This is a genomic window from uncultured Pontibacter sp., assembly GCF_947495565.1.
Classification (GTDB): domain Bacteria; phylum Bacteroidota; class Bacteroidia; order Cytophagales; family Hymenobacteraceae; genus Pontibacter.
In genome coordinates, this window is record NZ_CANLZM010000009.1 from 162511 (window position 1) to 183876 (window position 21366).

Annotated in this window: 20 protein-coding genes; 8 read left to right on the forward strand and 12 right to left on the reverse strand. The window is 49.8% G+C overall.

Translation table 11 applies throughout. The features are described 5' to 3' along the window. Nucleotides 1–8 precede the first annotated feature (8 nt). Nucleotides 9–710 (forward strand): glycosyltransferase family 2 protein, encoded by a 702-nt coding sequence (locus Q1B04_RS12885; RefSeq protein ID WP_299759352.1) that lies wholly within the window; start codon nt 9–11, stop codon nt 708–710. Nucleotides 711–767: 57 nt separating this feature from the next. After that, nucleotides 768–2105, forward strand: a complete 1338-nt coding sequence (locus Q1B04_RS12890; protein WP_299759354.1) for a glycosyltransferase 87 family protein — start codon at nt 768–770, stop codon at nt 2103–2105. A gap of 304 nt (nt 2106–2409) precedes the next feature. On the opposite strand, the gene Q1B04_RS12895 is transcribed toward Q1B04_RS12890, so the two are convergent. Further along, complete coding sequence (locus tag Q1B04_RS12895; protein ID WP_299759356.1) at nt 2410–3099, reverse strand: DUF2461 domain-containing protein; 690 nt, start codon at nt 3097–3099, stop codon at nt 2410–2412. Nucleotides 3100–3276: 177 nt separating this feature from the next. Between Q1B04_RS12895 and Q1B04_RS12900 the strand changes: the two genes are divergently transcribed. Then, nucleotides 3277–4395, forward strand: a complete 1119-nt coding sequence (locus Q1B04_RS12900; protein ID WP_299759358.1) for a L,D-transpeptidase family protein — start codon at nt 3277–3279, stop codon at nt 4393–4395. A 40-nt stretch (nt 4396–4435) separates the two neighbouring features. On the opposite strand, the gene Q1B04_RS12905 is transcribed toward Q1B04_RS12900, so the two are convergent. Beyond that, nucleotides 4436–5041, reverse strand: a complete 606-nt coding sequence (locus Q1B04_RS12905) for a TIGR04282 family arsenosugar biosynthesis glycosyltransferase (protein WP_299759360.1) — start codon at nt 5039–5041, stop codon at nt 4436–4438. After that, nucleotides 5028–5537, reverse strand: a complete 510-nt coding sequence (locus tag Q1B04_RS12910) for a rhodanese-like domain-containing protein (protein WP_299759362.1) — start codon at nt 5535–5537, stop codon at nt 5028–5030. The genes Q1B04_RS12905 and Q1B04_RS12910 overlap by 14 nt, the downstream gene beginning before the upstream one ends. A gap of 226 nt (nt 5538–5763) precedes the next feature. Here Q1B04_RS12910 and Q1B04_RS12915 point away from each other — a divergent pair, with 226 nt between their 5' ends. Further along, complete coding sequence (locus tag Q1B04_RS12915; protein WP_299759364.1) at nt 5764–7128, forward strand: NAD-dependent succinate-semialdehyde dehydrogenase; 1365 nt, start codon at nt 5764–5766, stop codon at nt 7126–7128. A 484-nt stretch (nt 7129–7612) separates the two neighbouring features. On the opposite strand, the gene Q1B04_RS12920 is transcribed toward Q1B04_RS12915, so the two are convergent. The 4 genes from Q1B04_RS12920 to Q1B04_RS12935 all read right to left on the reverse strand — a co-directional run bounded on the left by Q1B04_RS12920 (nt 7613) and on the right by Q1B04_RS12935 (nt 10225). Then, a complete protein-coding gene (locus tag Q1B04_RS12920; protein ID WP_299759366.1) occupies nt 7613–8377 on the reverse strand; it encodes a YdcF family protein in 765 nt (254 codons plus the stop codon). Between the two features lie 150 nt (nt 8378–8527). Beyond that, nucleotides 8528–8749: a DUF2905 domain-containing protein gene (locus Q1B04_RS12925; protein ID WP_299759368.1), complete on the reverse strand. Its 222-nt coding sequence runs from the start codon at nt 8747–8749 to the stop codon at nt 8528–8530. Nucleotides 8750–8789: 40 nt separating this feature from the next. Further along, the gene (locus Q1B04_RS12930; protein ID WP_299759370.1) at nt 8790–9389 is read right to left on the reverse strand and encodes a hypothetical protein; all 600 of its coding nucleotides are present in this window, start codon (nt 9387–9389) and stop codon (nt 8790–8792) included. Between the two features lie 11 nt (nt 9390–9400). Beyond that, the gene (locus Q1B04_RS12935; RefSeq protein WP_299759372.1) at nt 9401–10225 is read right to left on the reverse strand and encodes a metallophosphoesterase; all 825 of its coding nucleotides are present in this window, start codon (nt 10223–10225) and stop codon (nt 9401–9403) included. 304 nt (nt 10226–10529) lie between these two features. Here Q1B04_RS12935 and Q1B04_RS12940 point away from each other — a divergent pair, with 304 nt between their 5' ends. Continuing rightward, nucleotides 10530–12980 (forward strand): type IA DNA topoisomerase, encoded by a 2451-nt coding sequence (locus tag Q1B04_RS12940; protein WP_299759374.1) that lies wholly within the window; start codon nt 10530–10532, stop codon nt 12978–12980. Between the two features lie 97 nt (nt 12981–13077). On the opposite strand, the gene Q1B04_RS12945 is transcribed toward Q1B04_RS12940, so the two are convergent. Beyond that, the gene (locus Q1B04_RS12945) at nt 13078–13479 is read right to left on the reverse strand and encodes an Ig-like domain-containing protein (protein ID WP_299759376.1); all 402 of its coding nucleotides are present in this window, start codon (nt 13477–13479) and stop codon (nt 13078–13080) included. A gap of 568 nt (nt 13480–14047) precedes the next feature. Between Q1B04_RS12945 and Q1B04_RS12950 the strand changes: the two genes are divergently transcribed. Together Q1B04_RS12950 and Q1B04_RS12955 are read left to right on the forward strand one after the other, a co-directional pair. Next, the gene (locus tag Q1B04_RS12950) at nt 14048–15079 is read left to right on the forward strand and encodes an SWFGD domain-containing protein (RefSeq protein ID WP_299759378.1); all 1032 of its coding nucleotides are present in this window, start codon (nt 14048–14050) and stop codon (nt 15077–15079) included. 123 nt (nt 15080–15202) lie between these two features. Then, on the forward strand, nt 15203–15901 hold the full coding sequence (locus Q1B04_RS12955; RefSeq protein WP_299759380.1) for a porin family protein: 699 nt from the start codon (nt 15203–15205) through the stop codon (nt 15899–15901). A gap of 201 nt (nt 15902–16102) precedes the next feature. On the opposite strand, the gene Q1B04_RS12960 is transcribed toward Q1B04_RS12955, so the two are convergent. The 3 genes from Q1B04_RS12960 to Q1B04_RS12970 all read right to left on the reverse strand — a co-directional run bounded on the left by Q1B04_RS12960 (nt 16103) and on the right by Q1B04_RS12970 (nt 19896). After that, nucleotides 16103–17674 (reverse strand): SulP family inorganic anion transporter, encoded by a 1572-nt coding sequence (locus tag Q1B04_RS12960; RefSeq protein WP_299759382.1) that lies wholly within the window; start codon nt 17672–17674, stop codon nt 16103–16105. 150 nt (nt 17675–17824) lie between these two features. Continuing rightward, complete coding sequence (locus tag Q1B04_RS12965; RefSeq protein WP_299759384.1) at nt 17825–19216, reverse strand: ATP-binding protein; 1392 nt, start codon at nt 19214–19216, stop codon at nt 17825–17827. Beyond that, complete coding sequence (locus Q1B04_RS12970; RefSeq protein ID WP_299759386.1) at nt 19213–19896, reverse strand: response regulator transcription factor; 684 nt, start codon at nt 19894–19896, stop codon at nt 19213–19215. Before Q1B04_RS12970 ends, Q1B04_RS12965 begins: the two co-directional genes overlap by 4 nt. 124 nt (nt 19897–20020) lie before the next feature. Here Q1B04_RS12970 and Q1B04_RS12975 point away from each other — a divergent pair, with 124 nt between their 5' ends. Further along, the gene (locus Q1B04_RS12975; RefSeq protein WP_299759388.1) at nt 20021–20917 is read left to right on the forward strand and encodes a cation diffusion facilitator family transporter; all 897 of its coding nucleotides are present in this window, start codon (nt 20021–20023) and stop codon (nt 20915–20917) included. A gap of 4 nt (nt 20918–20921) precedes the next feature. On the opposite strand, the gene Q1B04_RS12980 is transcribed toward Q1B04_RS12975, so the two are convergent. Next, on the reverse strand, nt 20922–21281 hold the full coding sequence (locus Q1B04_RS12980) for a DUF1801 domain-containing protein (protein WP_299759390.1): 360 nt from the start codon (nt 21279–21281) through the stop codon (nt 20922–20924). Between the last annotated feature and the right edge of the window lie 85 nt (nt 21282–21366).

Below are 21366 nucleotides of genomic sequence, written 5' to 3' on the forward strand. Positions count from 1 at the left end.
GCCTTTGTATGGTAGCTAAGCCCCTTATTAACGTTATTATTCCCGCTTACAACGAAGAAAAATCTATTGCCCAGGTGGTGCAGGATATTCCTGAAGGCTTTGTGGACGAGGTAATTGTGGTGAACAACAACTCCAAAGATCTTACCGCGAAGGTGGCCGCCGCCGCCGGAGCCACTGTGCTGCACGAGCTCAACCCCGGCTACGGCAACGCCTGCCTGAAAGGCATAGCCTATGCCGCCGCCAAACCCGAACATCAGCGCCCCGATATAATCGTGTTTTTGGACGGCGACTATTCAGACTACCCGCAGGAGATGGTGCAGTTGGTACAGCCTATTGTGGATGGCCAGGCGGATATGGTGATTGGGTCCAGAGCGCTGGGGCAGCGCGAAGCCGGGGCTATGATGCCGCAGCAGATTTTCGGCAACTGGCTGGCCACCACCCTCATCCGTTTGTTTTACGGCGCCCGCTTTACAGATTTGGGTCCCTTCAGGGCTATAAGAATGGATACTTTACTGGCGCTTGGCATGTGCGATCGCAACTACGGCTGGACGGTAGAAATGCAGGCCAAGGCTGCTAAACAGAAAGTAAAGTATGTGGAGCTGCCAGTTTCGTACCGTAAGCGCATTGGTGTCTCTAAAGTATCTGGCACGGTAAAAGGCACCGTAATGGCTGGTTACAAGATCATCCTGACTATATTTAAATACCTGTAGGCGGTGTTCACCGTATGGGCTTAAAAGTAACAAACTAGCGTAAACGCTCCACAAAGTATGGCACCCGCAAAGAGCAACCTACTCAGCTACACAGCTTTGGCAGTTTCTGCAGCGGCTTATGCGGCCCTGGCTTATGCCACGCCCCGCACTAACTTTACCCAGTTGCTCCTGCTGTACGCGGTGGTGTTTGTAGCTTACCTGTATACTACCAACCAGCGTTTTAACCTGTGGCACGGCATTGCGGCGGCTATGTTTTTCCGGCTTATTTTTCTGTTTGCCACACCTGCCCTTTCCGATGATTATTTCCGGTTTGTATGGGATGGGCGGTTGCTGTCGGCTGGGCTGAACCCTTATTTATACTTGCCCGCTTTTTTTACGCAGCCGGAGGCGCAGCAAGTGCCGGGTATAACACAGGATTTGTATGCGCAACTTAACTCCCAGGCATACTACAGCGTGTACCCGCCGGTATCGCAGGCCGTGTTTTGGCTGGCGGTAAAGCTATCTCCGCAAAGTATCATTGGCAGCATTGTGGCGATGCGGCTTGTACTTCTGTTGGCTGAGGCAGGAAGTATACTGTTGCTCTGGCGCCTGCTCCGCAAAATGGCTCTCCCCGAAAAGCATGTGCTGCTCTACGCCCTTAACCCGCTGGTAATTTTAGAGTTGGTAGGCAACCTGCATTTTGAGGCCCTGATGATCTTTTTCCTGCTGCTGGCGCTTCACCAGCTTTTTTACCATCGGCTGGTTTGGTCTGGTTTTGCGTTTGGGTTGGCTATCGGCTCTAAGCTGCTGCCGCTCATGTTTCTGCCGTTCCTGCTCCGGAAGCTGGGGCTCAGGCAGTTTATACTTTACGGCACGGTGGTAATGGTAACGGTAGTGGCTCAGTTCGCGCCCTTGGTAAACCTGGAGGTGCTGCAGAATATCTTTCAGAGCCTGGATCTGTATTTTCAGAAATTTGAGTTCAACGCCAGCGTTTATTACCTGTTGCGCTGGGTCGGCTTTAATGTTACGGGATATAATACCATTGCTATACTTGGGCCGCTCCTGTCGCTGGGTACATTGGCGTTAATACTAAGTATGGCCTCAGTTAAAAAGCTCGGATCTGTAAGACGGCTGGCAGGTTACATGGCCGCCGCCCTGACAATGTACCTGCTGTTGTCGACCACGGTGCACCCCTGGTACCTCACTACTTTATTGGCGCTTACTGTTATGAGCCACTTCCGGTTTGCCGTTACCTGGTCTGGCTTAGCCATACTCACCTATGCTGCTTACCGCACGCCCACCTACCGCGAAGATTTGCTGCTGGTAACGCTGGAGTACAGCCTGGTGCTGCTATGGCTGGCTGCAGAGTTATACCTCTATCGGCAGCGCCGCCATCACGCCAATCTAAATAAGTAAAGTATAGATTATTTAGTAAGACTTAAGTTACATCACTTCTGCTATTTACTATACTTAGTTTAAAGCTAAAGTATATTTATCCTAACAGGTTAGTTGCTAACATGCAAAATAACGATCAACAGAAGAACTACAACAAAGCAGATTTTCTTATCCTGCAGGTATAAAACTTCGATAAAACCAAAAGCTTTTACAAAAGACTTGGCTTTTCTATTAACGTGCGATTTTCAGGTAAGACGAAGAGTTTATGTTAGGCAGCGCATTTTGCCTTCCCTTGAAACAAGCTTTGTCGCTAATTCTCTTAGCTTTATACTTCCTCCACGCCTAAATCTTTAATAGGGTTTGTTAGGAAATCATTTAAGGGCTTTAGCGCCTGAAAACCGTCTAGAACAACCTGCAGGAAGCCTGGGCTCAACACCGTTTCATCGGGAAGCGGCATGATAGCGTTCCAACTTTTGAAGCGCAGGTAATGAATTGCCGGGTTCTCTTTGTCATAGCCTTTAGGAGTGGTTTTGAGCTGCTCTCCCTCAATAGCGCAGAACTTTTTCTTGAACCCCTCCGATTCCACCAGTCTCTCAAACGCATCCAGGTTATAATCAATCTCCTGCCGCACCGCCTTTAGCTCTGGTGCCGGCGGATACCACAAACCTCCCGCCAGAAAAGACTTGTTGTCGCTGGCCAGGTGCAGGTAGTAACCGGGAAATACAGATTTCTTCCCTCCTTCAGCCAGGTAAGCCCCAAAATGGTCTTTGTACGGACGCTTATCCTTAGAGAAACGCACATCGCGGTAAATACGGAATACCAGGTCTTTCCCCTGCTGGCCACGGGCGGCCGGTTCAAAATGCTGCATTTCCTGCACCATCTCGTTTAGAAAACTGATATAGTTTTTGCGGGCGTTTTCGTAGCGGGGCTTATTCTCATTAAACCACTCGCGGGTATTATGATTGGCCAGGTCAGCCAGAAAACTTAGTGTGTCTTTATCAATGGTGGTAGCCATGTGTATGATTTTTTCTCAACAAATATATAGTACAATTATTAACAGTAGCAGATCTGCTTCCTCAGCCGTATCCTGGAAAAGTAACAGCCTTCGGCGAGTATCCGCAGTGTTACGTATACCCATATAGATTCTATTCTGTTCTATATGCTCCGGTTACTGCTCATATTGTTGCTTGCTTTGCTATGGCACAATAACGTACAGGCGCAGGAGCAGCCATACCAGCCTTACAGCAAGCTTCGGCTACAGCAGGCCATTCAGCAGTACGAGGCTTTGGCTCAGTCAGAGCACTGGCATACTTTTCCGGACACCCTCCTGCTTCACCCCGGCGACAGTAGCCGTTTTGTTTCTTTGCTTCAGAAGAACCTGCTCCTCACCGGCGATTTGCCCGTTGATTCCGTGGCAGATGCCACTGCCTATATGCAGCAAACAGCAACTGCGGTACAGCGTTTCCAGCGCCGCCATGGCCTTATTCCTGACGGGGTTGTTGGGCCAAATACCGTTGCGGCACTAAACATTTCTCCGGAGCAGCGCCTGGAGCAGCTTCGTATTAACCTGACCCGCTTTGATTCTGCACTCACCTTAGCGCAACAACCCTACACAATCATCAACATACCAGAATTTGCACTGCAGGTGATAGACAGCGACAGTGCTTCTCTGCGTATGCGCGTTATTGTAGGCAAACCGCCCTTGAAAACATACCCTATACACTCCGTTCTAAATATGGTTGTCCTGAACCCGTACTGGTACCTGCCCACATCCATTGCTGTAAACGAAATTGTACCGATTTTAAGGCGCAACCCAGGCTATCTCGCCCGCAAGCGTATGATTTTGGAACGATCTACAGCACAAGGCTGGATACGGGTAAACCCCTGGAAGGTGAACTGGCATCGTATAAACCGGGCTAATTTTAGTTACCGCATCATACAGCTAAACGGCTCTGGCAATGAGCTGGGGCGGGTAAAATTCCCGTTTCCGAACCATTTGCCGCAGTATCTCCACGACACGCCAGCCAAAGAATTGTTTAAATACCCAAACCGGGCGTTCAGCCACGGCTGCATTAGGTTGGAAAAACCCGTCGAACTGGCTTATTACCTGCTAAAGCGGGGGTCGGGCTACACCACTGAGGAAGTGGATAAACTATGGCGAAGAGCAAAACCGAACCACTACGTACGGGTAAGGGAACCGATACCGCTACACATTGTATACTTTACCTCCTGGGTAAATGAGCACATGGAGGTACATTTCAGGGAGGATGTGTATGGCTATGACGCCCTGTTAAGACTAACGCTGCAGTAGTAAAAACAACGCTGCCCAGCCACTTTCGAGCAAGTATAAGCTACAGCCCGAAATCGCGCAGCAGCTCTTCATCCAGGTCTTCAGCATGATCCACATCAGACAGGCGGGGCAGCAGGCAGCAAGAAAGGTGCAGCTGCTGCAAATCCTGTATAGTGTCCGGGAAAACGTGCTCTGTGCTCCATTGCTTGTTCTGAAACAGCTGCGGATACAGGCAGTTCATACCTAAAAGGTAGTAGCCGCCATCCAGGGCAGGCCCAATTACCACATCATGCGTTTCCAGCTCTTGATACGCTTTGCTGATAATTTCCGGCGTCAGCTGCAGGCAATCGCTCCCGATAATCACCACAGAGGTATAGCCCTCCAGAAAAGCTTCGGCAAAGGCTGACTGCATGCGTTGGCCTAAGTCGCCGGACATCTGCTCCCGCTTTTCATACTTAGTATTAGGCCACATATCATTATTGTTAATGCCGCCAGTGTAGTACACCACCTTATCAACGGGCAAATCCTGCGTGACCTGCTTGGTGTGCTGCAGCAGGTGTATGTATACTTCCAGCGCCACCTCCGGGCCTACTGAGGCCGCCAGCCGGGTTTTTACTTTACCCAGCTCAGGATTCCGCACAAACAGCAACAGTTTACTTTTTCCCATATACTTTATCGCCTTGTTGCAGCCATACCCCCCAAGACCTGGAGTAGGCATGCACTTTATTTGTTTTGCCTTTGCTATTGTAAACAGGTTGCCCTTGGTTTACCCACTCAAATAGGCCACCGTACAGATGCCGCACATTGGTGAAGCCGGAAGCTTTGAGCTGCTCCCCTACCCGTTCGCTGCGGTAGCCTACCGAGCAGTAAAGTATGATCGGGGTGTCTTTTGGCACCTGCAGCTCCTCTACCTTAAACTTTTCGTAGTCCAGTAGCTTAGCGCCTAGAAGGTGGCTTACCTCATACTCCTCCGGCTGCCGCGTATCGAGCAGCAACGGCTTTTCTGAGATTAGCAGGCGCTGCAACTCAAGCGGCTCAACAGTATCAACGGTATTCTTGTAAAGCCCTTTCAGCATCAGCGCATAGGCTTTATCCGCAGTCTGGCTGCACACATACTGCAGCGTAAGCCCGCACAGGGCACAGAAGAGTAAAAATTTTTTCAAGATGGCTTCCTAACGTATAGCTTCAAGAAATAAAAATCAGTTTGGACAAACAGACTGCCTCTGCAGCCGTGTATCAAAGGTAAAGTTATTTCGGGAATCATTCCTTAAACCAAGCCTCCGGTAAAATTGTTTCTCTGAGCCTGCGCTATTAGCGGACAGGCGTTGTACGTCAGCTTACTTAAAGCTTGTTCCGTATATTTACAACTCAACCCGAAAAGACAAAGCTATGGCTATAGAAACTATAAACCCTGCCACAGGCGAAGTGGTGAAGACATTTACCCCGCATACCCCGGAAGAGGTGAACCAGAAAATAGAGGCCGCAGAAATAGCGTTTCAGGGCTGGCGCGACACCAGCTTCGTGGAACGCGCCAAACATATGAATAAGCAGGCGGATATAATGGAGGAGGAAGCTGAAAAGTATGGCCGCATTATTTCGCTGGAGATGGGCAAACCTTTGAAAGATGCCGTTGCTGAGGTAAAGAAATGTGCCCTTGCCTGCCGCTATTACGCAGAAAACGCCGCTGATTTTCTGGCTGATGAAGAAATTGAAACCAAAGCCTCGCGCAGCCTGATCGCCTTCGAGCCCTTAGGCGTGGTGCTGGCTATCATGCCCTGGAATTTTCCTTTCTGGCAAGCGTATCGTTTTCTGGCCCCGGCCCTGATGGCTGGCAATGTCGGGCTGCTGAAACACGCTTCCAACGTGCCGCAATGCGCGCTGGCAATTGAGGAGATAATTCAGAAAGCAGGCTTCCCGGAGAATGTATTCCAGACGCTGCTGATCGGCTCAAAAGAAGTAAATGCCGTAATTGAGCACCCGCACGTAAAAGCGGTGACGTTAACCGGCAGCGAAGGCGCCGGCTCTAAAGTAGCCGAAAAAGCCGGACAGGAGATCAAGAAAACGGTGCTGGAGCTAGGCGGCAGCGATGCCTTTATCGTGCTGGATGACGCGGACCTGGAGAAAGCTGCCGAGACAGCGGCAAAGTCGCGGATGGTGAATGCGGGGCAGAGCTGCATTGCCGCTAAGCGCTTTATTGTGGAGGAAAGTATAGCTGATGAATTCCTGCAGAAGTTCAAAGCAAAAATGCAAAGCCTGAAAACCGGCGACCCGCTGAATGAGGAGATTGACTATGGCCCGTTAGCCCGCGTAGACTTGGCCGAAGACCTGGAGAAACAGGTGCAGGAGTCGATAAAGCAAGGCGCTGAGGTAGTGCTGGAAGGTGGCCGTGAGAATAAGAAAAGTGCTTACTTTAAGCCGATGATCCTGAAGAATGTGCAACCCGGAATGCCTGCCTACGAAGAGGAAATGTTTGGCCCTGTGGCCGCTGTGATGGTGGTAAAAAATGAGGAAGAAGCCATAACGGTAGCCAACGACTCCCGCTTCGGTCTGGGCGGCGCCGTCTGGACTCAGGACAAGGAGCGCGGCCTGCGGGTGGCCCGAAAAGTAGAAACAGGTGCCATGTTCGTCAATGCGCTGGTGGCCTCCTCCCCCGAGATGCCCTTCGGCGGCATCAAAAAATCAGGTTACGGCCGTGAGCTTTCCTACCTTGGCATCCGAGAGTTTGTAAACCAGAAGAGTATTTGGGTGGATTAGTTTTCTGGTTGTTAGTCGGTTGTTGTGAATCTTCAAAGGTTGGACTGGGGGAGAGTTTAAAGTTCCAGTTCCAACCACCCCTGCCCCTCCTTGGCCAAGGAGGGGAACTCTGCTGAAGCTCCGTTAGCTTTGTCTATCGAACTGATCCCAGTCTTTCCGTGGGGGTAGGGGCCCTCGAAAAGAGCGCCTTGTATTGATGCGGTGCCCGCCAAGGGCAGCCGCAGCGCAACGGAAAAGAGGGCCCCTACCCCCGGCAGCTTCAATACACAGCGCGATGCGGGAAGAAGAGCCCTCCTGGGCTTGAGGGAGCCAAAGCCAACTATGAAACAAATAGGTTATAAAGCTGTGGATGTACAGGAGACAGAAAGTATAGCTTATGTCAAGTTGCGAGAAGCTGAGGCTAAAGCTTATAGGCACAAGCGGACGCTTGTGCCAGGGAATAACAGGAAATAGAGAATAATCTACAGCACGCCAGCGAAAGCAACTAGCAATACCCTAAAACCTTATACACCACATACCCAGCCATTTCGTGAATGAGGTGATGCCAGCCTTCAAAAGCTACGGCACTGGGTATGAAAGTATAATCTGGTGTAAAAACAGGTTCAGAAGAGTAGAAATCAGTGGGGTAGCTGTCGAAGGTTACCCCCGCTTTTTTGAAACAGCCTTCGGATCGGCGCATGTGGAAGGCTGAGGTTACCAGCAGTACTTTTTTCCAGCTTGGATGCTGCTGCAGCACCTGAGCTGCAAACACCGCGTTTTCGCGGGTATTTACGGCTCCGGTTTCAACGATCAGGTCCTGCTCCGGCACGCCGGCCAGCAGCATAATTTTCCTTAGCTGCTCCGCCTCCGGCACCATATCATCCATCAGAAAGCCTTTGCCGCCCGTTATCAGGATCTTATCTACCTTGCCTAAGCGGTACAGCTGCAGCGTGTGCAGAAAGCGGTCGGCCCCTTTGTTGGTGTGCACGCGGTCAGTTATATCTGGCTTAAAGGAGGTCACCCCCGTCAGCACCACCGCCACATCATACTTGCCCACCTCGCTTACCGGCACCGGCTTTGCCTCCCAGGCACGCCAAGCCAGATTGTTCAAAAACGGATTGCTGAAGAAAAGGAGCATCGCCAGCGCACTGATCAAACTTATGCGCCGCCATTTACCTGACCTCAGGAAAACGGCCAGCAAAAGGAGCAGCAATACCCAGACGAGGGGCATCAGCAGAAAATCAAGGGTTTTGGAAAGTATAAAGAACATGGCTCAGAATAAAAACCAAAGCAGCAGAAACACCAGCACAATCGCCAGCAAGGCGTAAAGGTCTTTGTGTATCTTAGGTTTCATTTAGGTTCATACTTTGGCGGCGGCAAGTTAGGAAAGTATGACTAAAGTATAAAACCGCACCTGCGCCTAAAAGAACTTCCGGAAAAGCCACAGCGCCAGCGAGAGCAGGATGCTGAGCAGAATCATACTGGTGATGGGCGCATAAAAACGCATGTTCTTCTTCTCCACCCGAATGTCACCGGGCAGGTTTCCGAACCAGCTGAACTTGTCGCCAGCCAGCCATACTACCAGCCCGATCACGACAAGTATAACTCCTAAGATAACAATGGTCTTCCCGATTGGCTGCATCTGGTTTTCGGATGGTTACTGCCCCAATATACGGGGTTTATCAGAATCCTGCACGCACGCCTATGGCAAAACTCATGATATCCCAAGCGGTAAGCGTAGGGTCCTTTACGGCAGACGTTACGATCAGGTCGTAGGTCCCTACCTCTCCGTATAAAGTCAGTTGTTTAATAGTTCGGCTGTTGCTGATCGGGTGGTGCAGTTCTGCTCCCAATCCACCGGTAATGCGCAGGCTGCTGGTCCACCAGTAGTAGTTCTTTGGGTAAGAACTGTCCCAGGAGGTAGAGAACTGATCCCGGAAATAATAGCTCAGGCCCAGGTTCATACGCAGGGGCGTCAGTTTATACTTCTCGCTCAGTTCAATTCTTTTAATGGGCTTGTAAATTCCTCGGATAGTGAGCAGGTGCAGTACTTCTTCGGCATCGAGCTTCGGCACAAAACCATACAGCAGTTCGGCGTTTACCTTGTCCTGCGCAAAGCTATAGTTAGGGCCAAAAGCAAACATGCCCACGTTACCGGCAAACTGCAGCGTCAGGGCATCAGGGGCGTACCATTTGCGGGCATCAGCGCTTTCCTCCTGCGCCAAAGTATAATGAGACAGGCTAAGCAGGAAAAGTATGGGTAAAAGTAGTTTTATCTTCATCGGTTCGGGTGCTAAATTTTAACGCGCTCAAAGCTTACCTCATCGCCTGCCACTGTAAACACGATGTACTCCAGCTTTTCGGTAGCGGCTGTTTCCAGCACGGGCACCTGCTCCCCAAAAGGAAAATGATACTTAAAGTTATGGTTGTGGCCATGCAGAGAGTAGGTTACATTATACTGGTTCATGAGCTGCCCATACCGCACCGCGTTCTCTTCCCCAAACTCATTGTTGGTGGGTGGGATGTGTGAGATCACAAAGATGTTGTCATACCCTTCAGAAGCCTTCAGCTCCGCTTCCAGCCAATCCAGGTTGGGCACTTGTTTATCGAACTCCAGGTAGTTGGTGTTTAGAAGTATAAACCTGCTGTTCCCCACGCCGAAGCTAATGTCGTAGTCCCCGTACATAGCCGTAAACACCTCTTTGCCATTATTGATGGCGTCATGGTTGCCAACCACGGCTACATAAGGCACATTAAGGGTTTTAAAATCCTCGTGCACCAGCTTGAATTCTTTTGTCAGGCCGAAGTCTGTCAGGTCACCTCCGATCAGCACAAAGTCGATATCGTTTCGCTGGCTGATGTGCGCCACCAGTTTCTCATTCTCCTCATAAAAGCCTTGCGTATCGGCTGTCAGCACAAAGCGCAAGGTGTCGTCAGGAGCTATGTTAAGGGCGTTGATTCTAGCTATGTTACGGCCGTTAATGTTCTTCTCGTCTTCGTCCAGCCGTATCTCATAAGGGCTGTACTCAAACTCCTCGCAAGCCTGGTTCAGTAAGGCCAGCGATAATATACCCGCAGCTAAAAAGCCCCGGCTATACCACTTTCTTTTAGTAAGCATGTTTTTCGTTGTCGTAGTTTTCCATTCAATTTTACCTGAATTTGGATGGGAATGTTTAGTACTTAAATCGCTATGTTTATAACTATATGCTCAATAATATGAATATAATTTTAAGGCCATACTTGTATACTGAGCAGCAGTACACCCGCTACACGATTGTGTTAATCTAACCCACAACAGTCAGGAGCTGAAGATGTTTTTTCCTGCTGCCCAGGAGTTGGTATAAGTGCAGATTTTATTCGCAGATGAGGCTTAAAAGCAGTAAATTTGACTTCTGTTGAAACTCCATTAAACCTCTATTAGCTTGAAAGTCTGTATTGCTGAGAAACCGAGTGTTGCCCGCGAGATTGCCATGGTAATTGGTGCCAAGGCAAAGAAAGATGGCTACTATGAAGGCAATGGCTACCAGGTTACCTGGACCTTCGGGCATTTCTGCACCCTGCGCGAGCCCGACGATTACCGCCCCGAGTGGAAGCGCTGGAGCCTGTACGACCTGCCGATGCTGCCCGAAAAGTATGGCATTAAGCTGATGAAGGACAGTGGCGTGCAGAAACAGTTTAAGATCATCAAGCAGCTGCTCGATAAAGCTGACGAGGTAATTAACTGCGGCGACGCCGGCCAGGAAGGAGAAGTGATTCAGCGCTGGGTACTGACCGAGGCAAACTACAGAAAGCCTTTTAAGCGCCTCTGGATTTCTTCGCTCACAGAGGATGCCATACGCCAGGGTTTTGCAAAACTAAAAGAAGGCTCTGAGTTCGACTCCCTTTACCAGGCAGGCAAGAGCCGCGCCATCGGCGACTGGCTGCTGGGCCTGAACGCCACGCGCCTGTTTACCCTGAAGTATGCCAATGGCAGCCGGCAAACACTTTCTATCGGGAGGGTGCAGACGCCTACGCTTGCCATGTTGGTTACCCGCCACCACGAGATCGCCAATTTTGTGCCGCAACCGTTTTGGGAGCTTAAAACCATTTACCGCGACACCACCTTCTCCAGCACCAACGGCCGCTTCCAGAAGGAAGAGGAGGCGCAGAAGATCATGGAGGCCATTAAGCAGGACGAACTGACGATTACAGATGTAGAGACGAAGAAAGGCACGGAGTCTCCGCCAAAGCTATTCGACCTGACCTCGCTGCAGATCGAGTGCAACAACAAACTCAGCCTATCGGCCGATGAGACACTGAAAACGGTGCAAAGCCTTTATGAGAAAAAGGTAGTTTCTTACCCTCGCGTGGATACCACGTTTCTGCCAGATGATATTTACCCGAAGATTCCGGGCATCCTGCAGGGCCTGAGCAACTACAGACAAGAAGTGGAGCCGCTGCTACAGAGCAAAATCCGAAAGACAAAAAAAGTATTCAACAACAATAAAGTAACCGACCACCACGCCATTATCCCCACGGGTGCGTCGGCAGGCAGCCTGTATGGCCGCGAGGCGGATGTGTACGATATTATCACGCGCCGCTTTATCGCCGCTTTTTACCCGGACTGTATTGTGAGCAACACCACTGTGATGGCAGAGTCGGCGGGTTATACTTTCAGGGTGCGCGGAAAGCAGATTTTAGATCCGGGTTGGCGCGTAATTTACGGTGCTGACGACGTAAAATCGTCTGATGCCCCTGCCAGCAAGGATGGCAAAGAGGAAGAGGAAGCTTCCGGCGTATTACCGCACTTCGAGAAAGGCGAGCATGGCCCGCATGAGCCGCTGCTGGAAAAGAAAATGACCAATCCGCCTAAAGACTACACAGAGGCTACCCTGCTGCGCGCCATGGAAACGGCAGGCAGGCAGGTGGAGGACGATGAGTTGAAAGAGGCGCTGAAGGAAAACGGAATAGGACGGCCTTCTACCCGTGCCGCCATTATCGAAACGCTGTTTAAGCGCCAGTACATCCGCAAGGAGAAAAAGAAAATCGTGCCTACCCAGATGGGCATAGACCTGATTGGGGTGATTAAGAACGAAACCCTGAAGTCGGCGGAGATGACCGGGCAGTGGGAGCGCAAACTGCGGCAGATAGAAGGCGGAGAATTTAAGGCAGAGGCTTTTCTGCAGGAACTGCAGAATTTTGTGATGAGCCTGGTGCAGGAAGTAAAGTATGACCGCGCCACGGTAACGCTGGAGCCACAGCAGGAAGAAAAAAAACAGTCTTCCAAAAGCACAAAGACCAGCCCCCCAGCCAAACCAGCCCCAAAAAAAGAACCTGCTCCTGCTCAAGGGCTTGGCTCCTGCCCTGCCTGCCAGCAAGGGTATATACTAAAAGGCTCGAAGGCCTATGGCTGCATCCGGTACAAAGAAGGCTGCCGTTTTCTTATCCCTATTACCCAATACGGAAAAGAACTTACAGAAAAGCAAGTACAGGCATTGTTAAGCAAAGGCAAAACACCAACCATAAAAGGCTTTAAGGCAGATAATGGCGAGAGCTTCGATGGTGTTCTAAAACTTAACGATACGCAGCAACTGGTTGTGGAGCAGGTGGAGAAAAGCGCTCCCAAAGATCCTTTTGAAGTATGCCCGCGCTGTAAACAAGGTAAATTACTAAAAGGCAAAGCGGCATACGGCTGCAGCAGGTTCAGAGAAGGATGCCAGTTTGTAGTGCCTTTTGAAATGGGAGGCAAACAACTGACTGATAAGCAAATCACCTCGCTGCTACTGAAAGGCAAAACCCCGAAAATCAAAGGCTTTATCTCCCAAAAAACCGGCGAGCCCTTTGATGCTTCTCTTATCTTAAATGAGCAGCACCAGGTAGTTTACCAGTTCTAATATTTGCTGAAGCACCTTATACAATGGCATTTAACAGAAAGAGCGGCCAAGGTTAACCTTAGCCGCTCTAACAGGGAAAGTATAAATTTTATATTTTTTACTTTACGTTAACTGTTACCTCCTGTGTGCTCAGGTTAGTGCGCTTATCAGAGGCCGCTACCTGAAGCTTATAAGTGCCCGGTGCAATTCCGCTAATATTAAGTGTGGTATCAAACTCTACCACTTTTTTGCCTGGCTTAGTATCAAAGTTAAGAACAGCTTTCTCAGCCGACTCCCCTTTCAAGGTAAACTCCAGGTAATTTACTTCGTCTTTGTCGACGGCAGTAATGTTAACGCGTAAACCGCCTACAGCAGTAATAGCTTGATTTTTACCGGGGTTGTTGATTGTTAAGCTTGGGGTAGAACCGTCAGGCTGCATGCTCCCACCTTCAAAAATATCCTCACATGCTGTCAACATCGCAACAGCACCCAGAGAGGCAAGCATTGTTCTAAGTTTCATAGGTAAATTGGCTAAAAGTCTTTGCTCTGATTTGGTGGGCAACAAGAAATTTGTACTCTTTGGTTCATACTTGCTTGAAACCCACGCCATCATCACACTTCAAAATTATAAAACGCGCTTCTATATAGCAAACACTTTCACGTTAAATGTTACAATTTTACACTTCAAACAAATTGCAAAGAAACGTATTAAACAAACCATAACTATGTGATAACATAAATATTAACCAAGCACAATATCATTTAACGCTAGAACACCACACCAATCCAATAACCCTAAAGTTCAATTAATATCAACTTGAAATTAGAATCGTACATCTGTTGTGCAAGGGTTGAAATTGCACAGCTCCACATAAAGATCGGATTATCGGCTAGTTTCAATAAAAATGCCAGGAAAATAGGCTATTAAAACAAGGAGGTTAAGAGTTTAAAAGCAGGGATATTATAGGGATAATATAACATATCATCCTGGCCGTCGTAAAAAAGCACGTCGCAAGTATTTAATATCTTATACTTCCGGCAAACGTTCTTAAACGCAGATAACATCTTTAAATTAAAACAATTAACCTATGAGAAGCTATGAAAATTCGGGCTACAACCCGTTTAATGACAATGACAGGTCCCAGTCAAGAGGATCTGCCAGAAACTACTATTCAAACGACAATGATTTAAGTAACCGCCGTAACCGCACTGGCTACGATAGTACTTCCAGCGGCTACGGCAGCCGTAACTCAAGTTTTGGCACAGGCAACGACGCTTATTCCAACTCTGGCTACGGCAACACATCATCTTACGGCCGCTCTGCCGGCTCAAACTATGGCTATGGCTCTTCAGGCTACAGCTCAGACTCAGATCATGACAGAAACCGCCGTGGCGACCGCGATACGTGGGATAGATCGAAAGACGAGGTAAAATCCTGGTTTGGCGATGACGACGCTGAACGCCGCAGAAGAAGAGACGATACGAGAGACCGCGACAGCGACCGTTACGGAAGCAGCTACGGCTCGTCTAACTACGGAGGCTCTTCTAACTATGGGTCAGGTTCAAACTACGGCTCAGGGTCTAATTATGGATCAGGGTCTAACTACGGATCAGGCTCAGGATCATCTTATAACCCAAGATCATCTTACAGCAGCGGCTCTAGCTACAGCGGAAACTATGGCAGCGGTTCCAGCGGAAACTACGGCAGCGGCTCCAGCGGAAACTACGGCAGCGACAGAGGCAGCAGTTCCTATGGCAGCGGCACGTATGGCACTGGCTACACAACCAGCAACTACGGCACTTCTGACAGAGGCAACACGGGCTACGGCTCGTCTAGCTACGGCAGCAGCAGCAATTACGACAGAGACCGCTATTCTTCTAACTACGACAGAGACCGCGACGACAGAGGTTTTTTTGACCGTGCCGGAGACGAAGTAAAATCATGGTTCGGCGATGAGGAAGCGGAACGCCGCAGAAGAATGGACGAAATGCATGACCGTGACCGGGACCGCGATTATAACTCAGGAAACCGGTATGGGAGCAGCTCTAGCTACGGAAACTCCTATAGCGGACCTCCCTACTCTTACGGATCATCTTCGAAAAGAGACTATGAATGGTAGAAATACCAACAGGCAGTCATTTTAATGACCACCTTTGGTAAATCTATCTTTGGATAGTGGATGAAACTCCACACAGAAGCCCTGCTACTATTGTAGCAGGGCTTTTTGCATTTAAGACTCGCTATGTTCACTGCTTTTTATACTTTTGCGGCTGGTATAGCCGCCCCTGGCAGCTACAGCCATTACTACAGAGTTTTAAATTTATACTTTAACATGAAGAAATTTATCCTAGGCCTTGGTTTAGCCTTGATGGCAGGCGCTGCCGGTGCCCAGACAATGGGTGTGAAAGCCGGCCTTAACTACACTACCCTAAAAGGCGACGATGCCAAAAACTATGATTACCGCCCAGGATACACAGCAGGCCTTACTTCCCGCTACGGGTTTAACGAGTTAATCGGTATACAGACAGAGGTACTTTTCACCTCTAAAGGCTACAAAAATACTTATGCAACAAACAGCATTGAAACAGAGGAGCGCTTGCGCCTGAACTACCTGGATATTCCGGTGTTGCTGCACCTGCAGGTAAGCGGCCTGTTTTTTGAGTTAGGCCCTCAGGTATCTTTCCTACTGAAGGGCAAGCATATAGTGGAGGTGAGCAAGGGTAACACCACTACCACCAATAAATCTGATGTTACAGACAACCCCTACCCCATTGATTTCGGTTACGCTGCCGGCCTCGGTTACCGTGCGCCAAGCGGTGTGGGGTTAGGCTTGCGCTACAACGGCGGCTTAAAAAACATAGACGATGAAGGAAGCTTTGAAGGAAAAGAGCGCCGCAACAGCTCTTTTCAACTGACGCTAAGCTATGTTCCGGGCTTCTAAGCATAAAAAAAGGCTCCTCCCGCTAAGCAGGAGGAGCCCACAACTAAACATAAACAATATACTTAAGCAGCTAGCTGCGCTGTAGCAATGGCCATATTACTTGAAACCAGCACTTCAGCAGCTAGATTCTATTACGCCTCCTTATTCTTTGCTGAGGCTTAGCATCATACTTCTGAGCAAGCTACCTTAAAGCACCTGCGCTTAGTGCAGATCCATCACAGACACATCCTTGATGTTGATCAGCTCCACCACAATATTGCGCTCATGGGCCGTCTTCTTAAAGGCCTGTATCGCCTCCAGCACATCGTAGTCTATGTATTCTGAGTTTTCGCCATCAATAACAACGTGGCTGTTTTTAGGCATGTGCTCCAGCGTAAGTACTATACTTGCCTTGTTCAGGAAAGACACGTGTTCACTTAACTTAATGCGGATGATCTCTCGCTCACGATGCTCTTCTTTATGATAGAAGTATGGCGATTTATAGTTTGCCTTCAGAATGAAGAAGATACCTACCGCCAGGCCAATACAGATACCCACTAACAGGTCAGTAAACAGGATAGCGACGATGGTAACGATAAACGGTATAAACTGCTCTGAGCCTAATTTAATCTGAGCCTTGTAAAGTGCAGGCTTTGTGAGTTTAAAACCTACCACCAGCAGCACTGCCGCCAGCGCGGAGAGCGGAATCAGGTTGAGGAAGCTAGCCAGAAACAGCACCGAAAGCAATAACAAAACACCATGTATAAAAGCCGACATCTTGGACTCGGCGCCTGAGGCTACGTTGGCAGAGCCACGCACAATTACCGCTGTCATAGGCAAACCACCTATAAGGCCGGCTGTAATGTTACCCACGCCCTGCGCTAACAGCTCGCGGTTATTTGGCGTGCGACGTTTATGCGGATCCAGCTTATCTATAGCCTCCACACTTAGCAGGGTCTCCAAACTAGCCACAATGGCAATCGTGAAAGCCACTACGTAAAGCTGCGGGTTGGTAATTGCGCCAAAATCAGGGAAGCTCAGCTCCTGCCCCAGCTCTGTTATGGAGCTCATTTCCGGCAGACTCACCAAGTGCTGTGCACCAACTATCAGCTCCGGAAAAGAAGCGATGAAAAGCTGGTTAAGCCCTATCGAAGTAAGCACCACTACCAGCGCGCCAGGTACAAGCTTAAAGAATTTATACTTCTTCAGCGCTGCACTGTCCCAGCCTATCAGTATAACCAGCGAGACTATGCCTATTACCAAGGCACCAACGTTGATAGCTGAAAATGCGTAGCCGATTTCGGAAAAAGTAGTACGCCCGTCGGGCTGAAAGAACTGCATTTCACCAAAAAAGTCGTCGTCGGCACCCATAAAGTGCGGTATCTGCTTCAGGATAAGTATAAGGCCAATGGCGGCCAGCATACCCTTTATCACGGAAGACGGAAAATATAAACCAATAACACCCGCTTTCAGGAAGCCCAGCGCCACCTGCAGCACACCTGCCAGCACCACCGCCAGCAAAAATGCATCGAAAGACTGAAGCGTTTCAATGCCGTTCAGTACAATAACCGTAAGCCCTGCCGCAGGCCCACTCACGCTCAGCTGAGATCCGCTGAGCCAGGCTACTATCACACCTCCAACTACACCAGTAATAATACCTGAAAACAGCGGCGCGCCGGAAGCCAGTGCTATACCCAAGCACAATGGCAGCGCCACTAAAAATACAACTAACCCGGATGGAAAGTCTTTCCCCAAGGTAGCTAAATAGTTCTTACTCTCTCCTTTTTCTAACATCTGTTGTTTTGTTGTTAATACACAAGAAGCTACGCCTGCACCCGCTGTTGCTAAAGGGCAAGCGTAGCCAAACTTGTCTCACCTAACTGCTGCAAACCTACACACGCAAGATTAAGGTGAAATTAAAACAACATTAAAATGAGATTAAAATTACAGATGATCCGGAATTGTGGTGTAGGCCTGTGGCAGGGAGATGGTAACTTCGGTGCCTTTATTGATCTGGGAATGCACCGCGATACTGCCTTTGTGCAGCTTCAGGATGCGCTCGGTCAGCGGCAGGCCGATGCCATGCCCGGTAATGTTCCGCACGTTCTCGGCCCTGAAGAAAGGCACAAACACATGCTTCAGGTCTTCCGGGGCGATGCCAAGTCCGCGGTCCTGCACCCGCAGCAGCACCTCGCTTCTCAGCACCTCTATCTGGCCCATGGCTACGCGCCCGTTCGGAGAGAATTTAATGGCGTTTTCCAGCACGTTTACCACCGCTATAAGCAGCAAAGCTTCGTTGCCTTGCACCATCAGGCGCTTTTCATCATCCGGGAAACTGGCAAAGTCGATGTCTATTCTGGCCTGCGGCTGGCGTTTAAGCGCCTGGTCGCGGGCCATCCATACCAGCTCATCAAAACGAAGCAGCGACAGTTTTACTTTAGATGGGTCTATACTTGCCTGGGCAATCTGGAGCAAGCCGTTCGAAAGTTCGGTAAGCAGTCGGGCATCCTCTAAAGTGCTTTGCAGCACCCGCTGGTACTCCTCTGGCTCACGCGGCTTCATCAGGGCCACCTCCAACTCCCCGATCATGGTGGTGAGCGGCGTGCGCAACTCATGCGACGCATTGGACACAAAGGTGCTCTGCATCTCAAAAGAAAGCTCCAGGCGGTCCAGCATCTTATTAAAAATCTGAGCCAGGTGCGACAGCTCGTCCTTTCCTTCGGCATTGCTCAGGCGTAGGTGCAGGTCACTGGCGCTGATCTTCTCTACTTCGCTCACAACTTTTGTGATGGGCCGCAGTGCCTGCTTTGCAAACACCCAGCCGGCTAGCACCACTACTACCAAAGAGCCCATAAAACCCACGATAAGTATGATTTTCAGGTTCTGGAGCTTTCGCAGGCTGTAGGCATCTATGCTGGAGGCTAGCACCACATAATCGCTGTCGTTGTCTTTGTACCGGATTCCTACTACCTGCCGCACATCGTTGTCATACTCCACCGAGCCGATGTTCATTATCTTGTCAAGTATGGCCGGTGTTGCGCCCAGTTCTCCTTCGCCGTGCGAGAAAACTAGCTCACCGTCTGGCTTGTAAACTCTGATGGCCTCGTGCGGCAGCTCGTGGTAAAAATCAATCATATACTGCCGCTGCAGCTCTGCCTCTACCTCGTCGGCCTCCAACACATACCTGGCTGCCACCTCAGCACGCCTGAAGATGCGCTTGTAAAAATCGTCTTGCCGGTAAAGCGAGGTAAAGTAATATACAACCAGGGAAAACAGCGCCAGTATCAGCGCAAAAATACTGGCGAACTGGAGCGTCAGTTTAGAGCGAATTTTCATACTTCGTCCTGGTCTTTCAGCACATACCCCATGCCTACCAAAGTATGAATAAGCTTAGAATGATGGCCTTTATCTACCTTTTTCCGCAGAAAATTGATGTAGACATCTATCACGTTACTGCCGGTGTCAAACGAGGTCTCCCATACTTGCTCCGTAATATCCACCCTAGACACAACCCGACCTCTGTTGCGGAGCAGGTAGTAGAGCAGCGCAAACTCGCGGGCGGTAAGGTTAACCGGCTTGCCGCCACGCGTAACCGTTTTGCGCAACACATCCATCTCCAGGTCGGCTATGGCAAGCTTATCCCCCACGTTGCTTTCGTTGCTTCTGCGGGAGATTGCCCTGATCCTGGCCAGCAGCTCCTTAAACTCAAAGGGTTTTGTCAGGTAGTCATCGGCGCCGGCATCCAGCCCAATAATCTTATCATCTGTGGTGCCGAGGGCCGTGAGCATGAGTACAGAAACGGTACTGTTGTGGCGCCTGATCTCACGGCAAACTTCCAGCCCGTTCATGTTAGGCAGGATAATATCAAGTATAATCACATCGTACTCGTTCTGAAGCGCCAGCTTTATGCCAAGGCTGCCGTCATAGGCCTGATCTACCTCATAGTTCTGCTCCTCTAGTCCTTTTTTGATAAAGGAAGCTACTTTGGGCTCGTCCTCAATAAGCAGTATCTTCATGGGCGGTAGGGTTTGCGTGGTCGCGTAAGTATAGCCAAATGCAGCCATAACACACAAATGTACAACCAATAAGCTAAACAGCAGAAGCGGGTATCTTAAAAGATTGATTACCGTTTTACTTAAAATGGCACACGCACACCATCACCATCATGCAGGCCACGGGTCGGGCAGCAACATTAAAGTGGCTTTTTTCCTGAACCTGGGGTTTACGCTGCTTGAGATTGTTGGCGGGATATGGATAAACAGCGTTGCCATACTTTCGGATGCGCTGCACGACCTGGGAGATTCTCTGTCGCTGGGGCTGGCCTGGTATTTTGAAAACGTGGCAAAGCGCGGGCGCAACCAGAAGTATACTTTCGGTTACAAACGTTTCTCGCTGCTGGGCGCGGTGGTAAACTCGGTGGTGCTGCTAGTAGGCTCTATTATCATACTTTCAGAGGCTGTGCCCCGCATCTGGGACCCGCAGGAAGTAAATGCGCCGGGCATGATTGGCTTTGCCGTGCTGGGCGTTATCGTGAACGGGGCTGCCGTTCTCCGGCTCAAGGGTGGGCAGTCGCTGAACGAGCGTGTGGTGCGGCTGCACCTGATGGAGGACGTTTTGGGTTGGGTGGCCGTACTAATTGGCGGCATCATATTATACTTTTTCGACCTGCCCTGGATTGACCCGTTGCTCTCGGTGCTGATTACGGTTTACGTGCTCTACAACGTGGTGCGCAACCTGCGCGAAACAATGAACATCCTGCTGCAAGCCTCTCCCACACATATAAAACCTGAAGCCGTAGAAGCCAAGCTGCAGGAGATGCCGGAAATCACTTCGGTGCATGACCTGCACATCTGGACCCTGGACGGCACTTACAACATACTTTCGATGCATGCTGTCGCTGCTGCCCCTTTACCCGCACAGCAGGCCGGGGAGCTAAAGAAAAAAGTGCGCGCCGCCCTGGCCGACATGGACATACATCACGTAACAATGGAGCTTGAGAGCCCGGGCGAAGAATGCAGCCACGAAGGCTGCTCGTAAAGGTTTAGTTCTGGTTAAGGTGCACCGCCTCACGCACAAGATCGGCAAAGTATGTTTCGTCTATATCGGCGATGGTGCGGATTTTAATATGCGGGTACTGGCCATTGCGGCTTACCAGGCGGCGATGCGGGTCTGAGAGCTCCTTGCCTCTGAAAAAACCGAAATGAATTCCGCTGCGGGACGAAGAAAAGTAGCACACCGGGCCGTAGAAGAAGTAACAGGCGCAATCCCAACGTACACATTCTTCCAGGTGGGCCACGGAAGAATTTATGATTCGGCGCACCTCCTGGGCCAGCAGCTGTTTCTCCGGCGACAATTTGTCTATATACTCATCAACTTGGTTTGTGGTCGTTTTGCTTCTCATATAGGGGGTCTGGTTCTCTTACTTGATTAAACTCAAGAACACTTAAATATACTGAAGTTTTAATATACGACAAAAAAAGCAAAGA

What these genes read in the sequence shown, in the direction of transcription:
- Q1B04_RS12930 (WP_299759370.1), bottom strand. Translation starts at nt 9,389, where the DNA reads ATGAAGATAAAACTACTTTTACCCATACTTTTCCTGCTTAGCCTGTCT.
- Q1B04_RS12955 (WP_299759380.1), top strand. Translation starts at nt 15,203, where the DNA reads ATGTTCACTGCTTTTTATACTTTTGCGGCTGGTATAGCCGCCCCTGGC.
- Q1B04_RS12920 (WP_299759366.1), bottom strand. Translation starts at nt 8,377, where the DNA reads ATGTTCTTTATACTTTCCAAAACCCTTGATTTTCTGCTGATGCCCCTC.
- Q1B04_RS12975 (WP_299759388.1), top strand. Translation starts at nt 20,021, where the DNA reads ATGGCACACGCACACCATCACCATCATGCAGGCCACGGGTCGGGCAGC.
- Q1B04_RS12980 (WP_299759390.1), bottom strand. Translation starts at nt 21,281, where the DNA reads ATGAGAAGCAAAACGACCACAAACCAAGTTGATGAGTATATAGACAAA.
- Q1B04_RS12965 (WP_299759384.1), bottom strand. Translation starts at nt 19,216, where the DNA reads ATGAAAATTCGCTCTAAACTGACGCTCCAGTTCGCCAGTATTTTTGCG.
- Q1B04_RS12960 (WP_299759382.1), bottom strand. Translation starts at nt 17,674, where the DNA reads ATGTTAGAAAAAGGAGAGAGTAAGAACTATTTAGCTACCTTGGGGAAA.
- Q1B04_RS12890 (WP_299759354.1), top strand. Translation starts at nt 768, where the DNA reads ATGGCACCCGCAAAGAGCAACCTACTCAGCTACACAGCTTTGGCAGTT.
- Q1B04_RS12935 (WP_299759372.1), bottom strand. Translation starts at nt 10,225, where the DNA reads ATGCTTACTAAAAGAAAGTGGTATAGCCGGGGCTTTTTAGCTGCGGGT.
- Q1B04_RS12885 (WP_299759352.1), top strand. Translation starts at nt 9, where the DNA reads ATGGTAGCTAAGCCCCTTATTAACGTTATTATTCCCGCTTACAACGAA.
- Q1B04_RS12925 (WP_299759368.1), bottom strand. Translation starts at nt 8,749, where the DNA reads ATGCAGCCAATCGGGAAGACCATTGTTATCTTAGGAGTTATACTTGTC.
- Q1B04_RS12970 (WP_299759386.1), bottom strand. Translation starts at nt 19,896, where the DNA reads ATGAAGATACTGCTTATTGAGGACGAGCCCAAAGTAGCTTCCTTTATC.
- Q1B04_RS12945 (WP_299759376.1), bottom strand. Translation starts at nt 13,479, where the DNA reads ATGAAACTTAGAACAATGCTTGCCTCTCTGGGTGCTGTTGCGATGTTG.
- Q1B04_RS12905 (WP_299759360.1), bottom strand. Translation starts at nt 5,041, where the DNA reads ATGGGAAAAAGTAAACTGTTGCTGTTTGTGCGGAATCCTGAGCTGGGT.
- Q1B04_RS12950 (WP_299759378.1), top strand. Translation starts at nt 14,048, where the DNA reads ATGAGAAGCTATGAAAATTCGGGCTACAACCCGTTTAATGACAATGAC.
- Q1B04_RS12915 (WP_299759364.1), top strand. Translation starts at nt 5,764, where the DNA reads ATGGCTATAGAAACTATAAACCCTGCCACAGGCGAAGTGGTGAAGACA.
- Q1B04_RS12895 (WP_299759356.1), bottom strand. Translation starts at nt 3,099, where the DNA reads ATGGCTACCACCATTGATAAAGACACACTAAGTTTTCTGGCTGACCTG.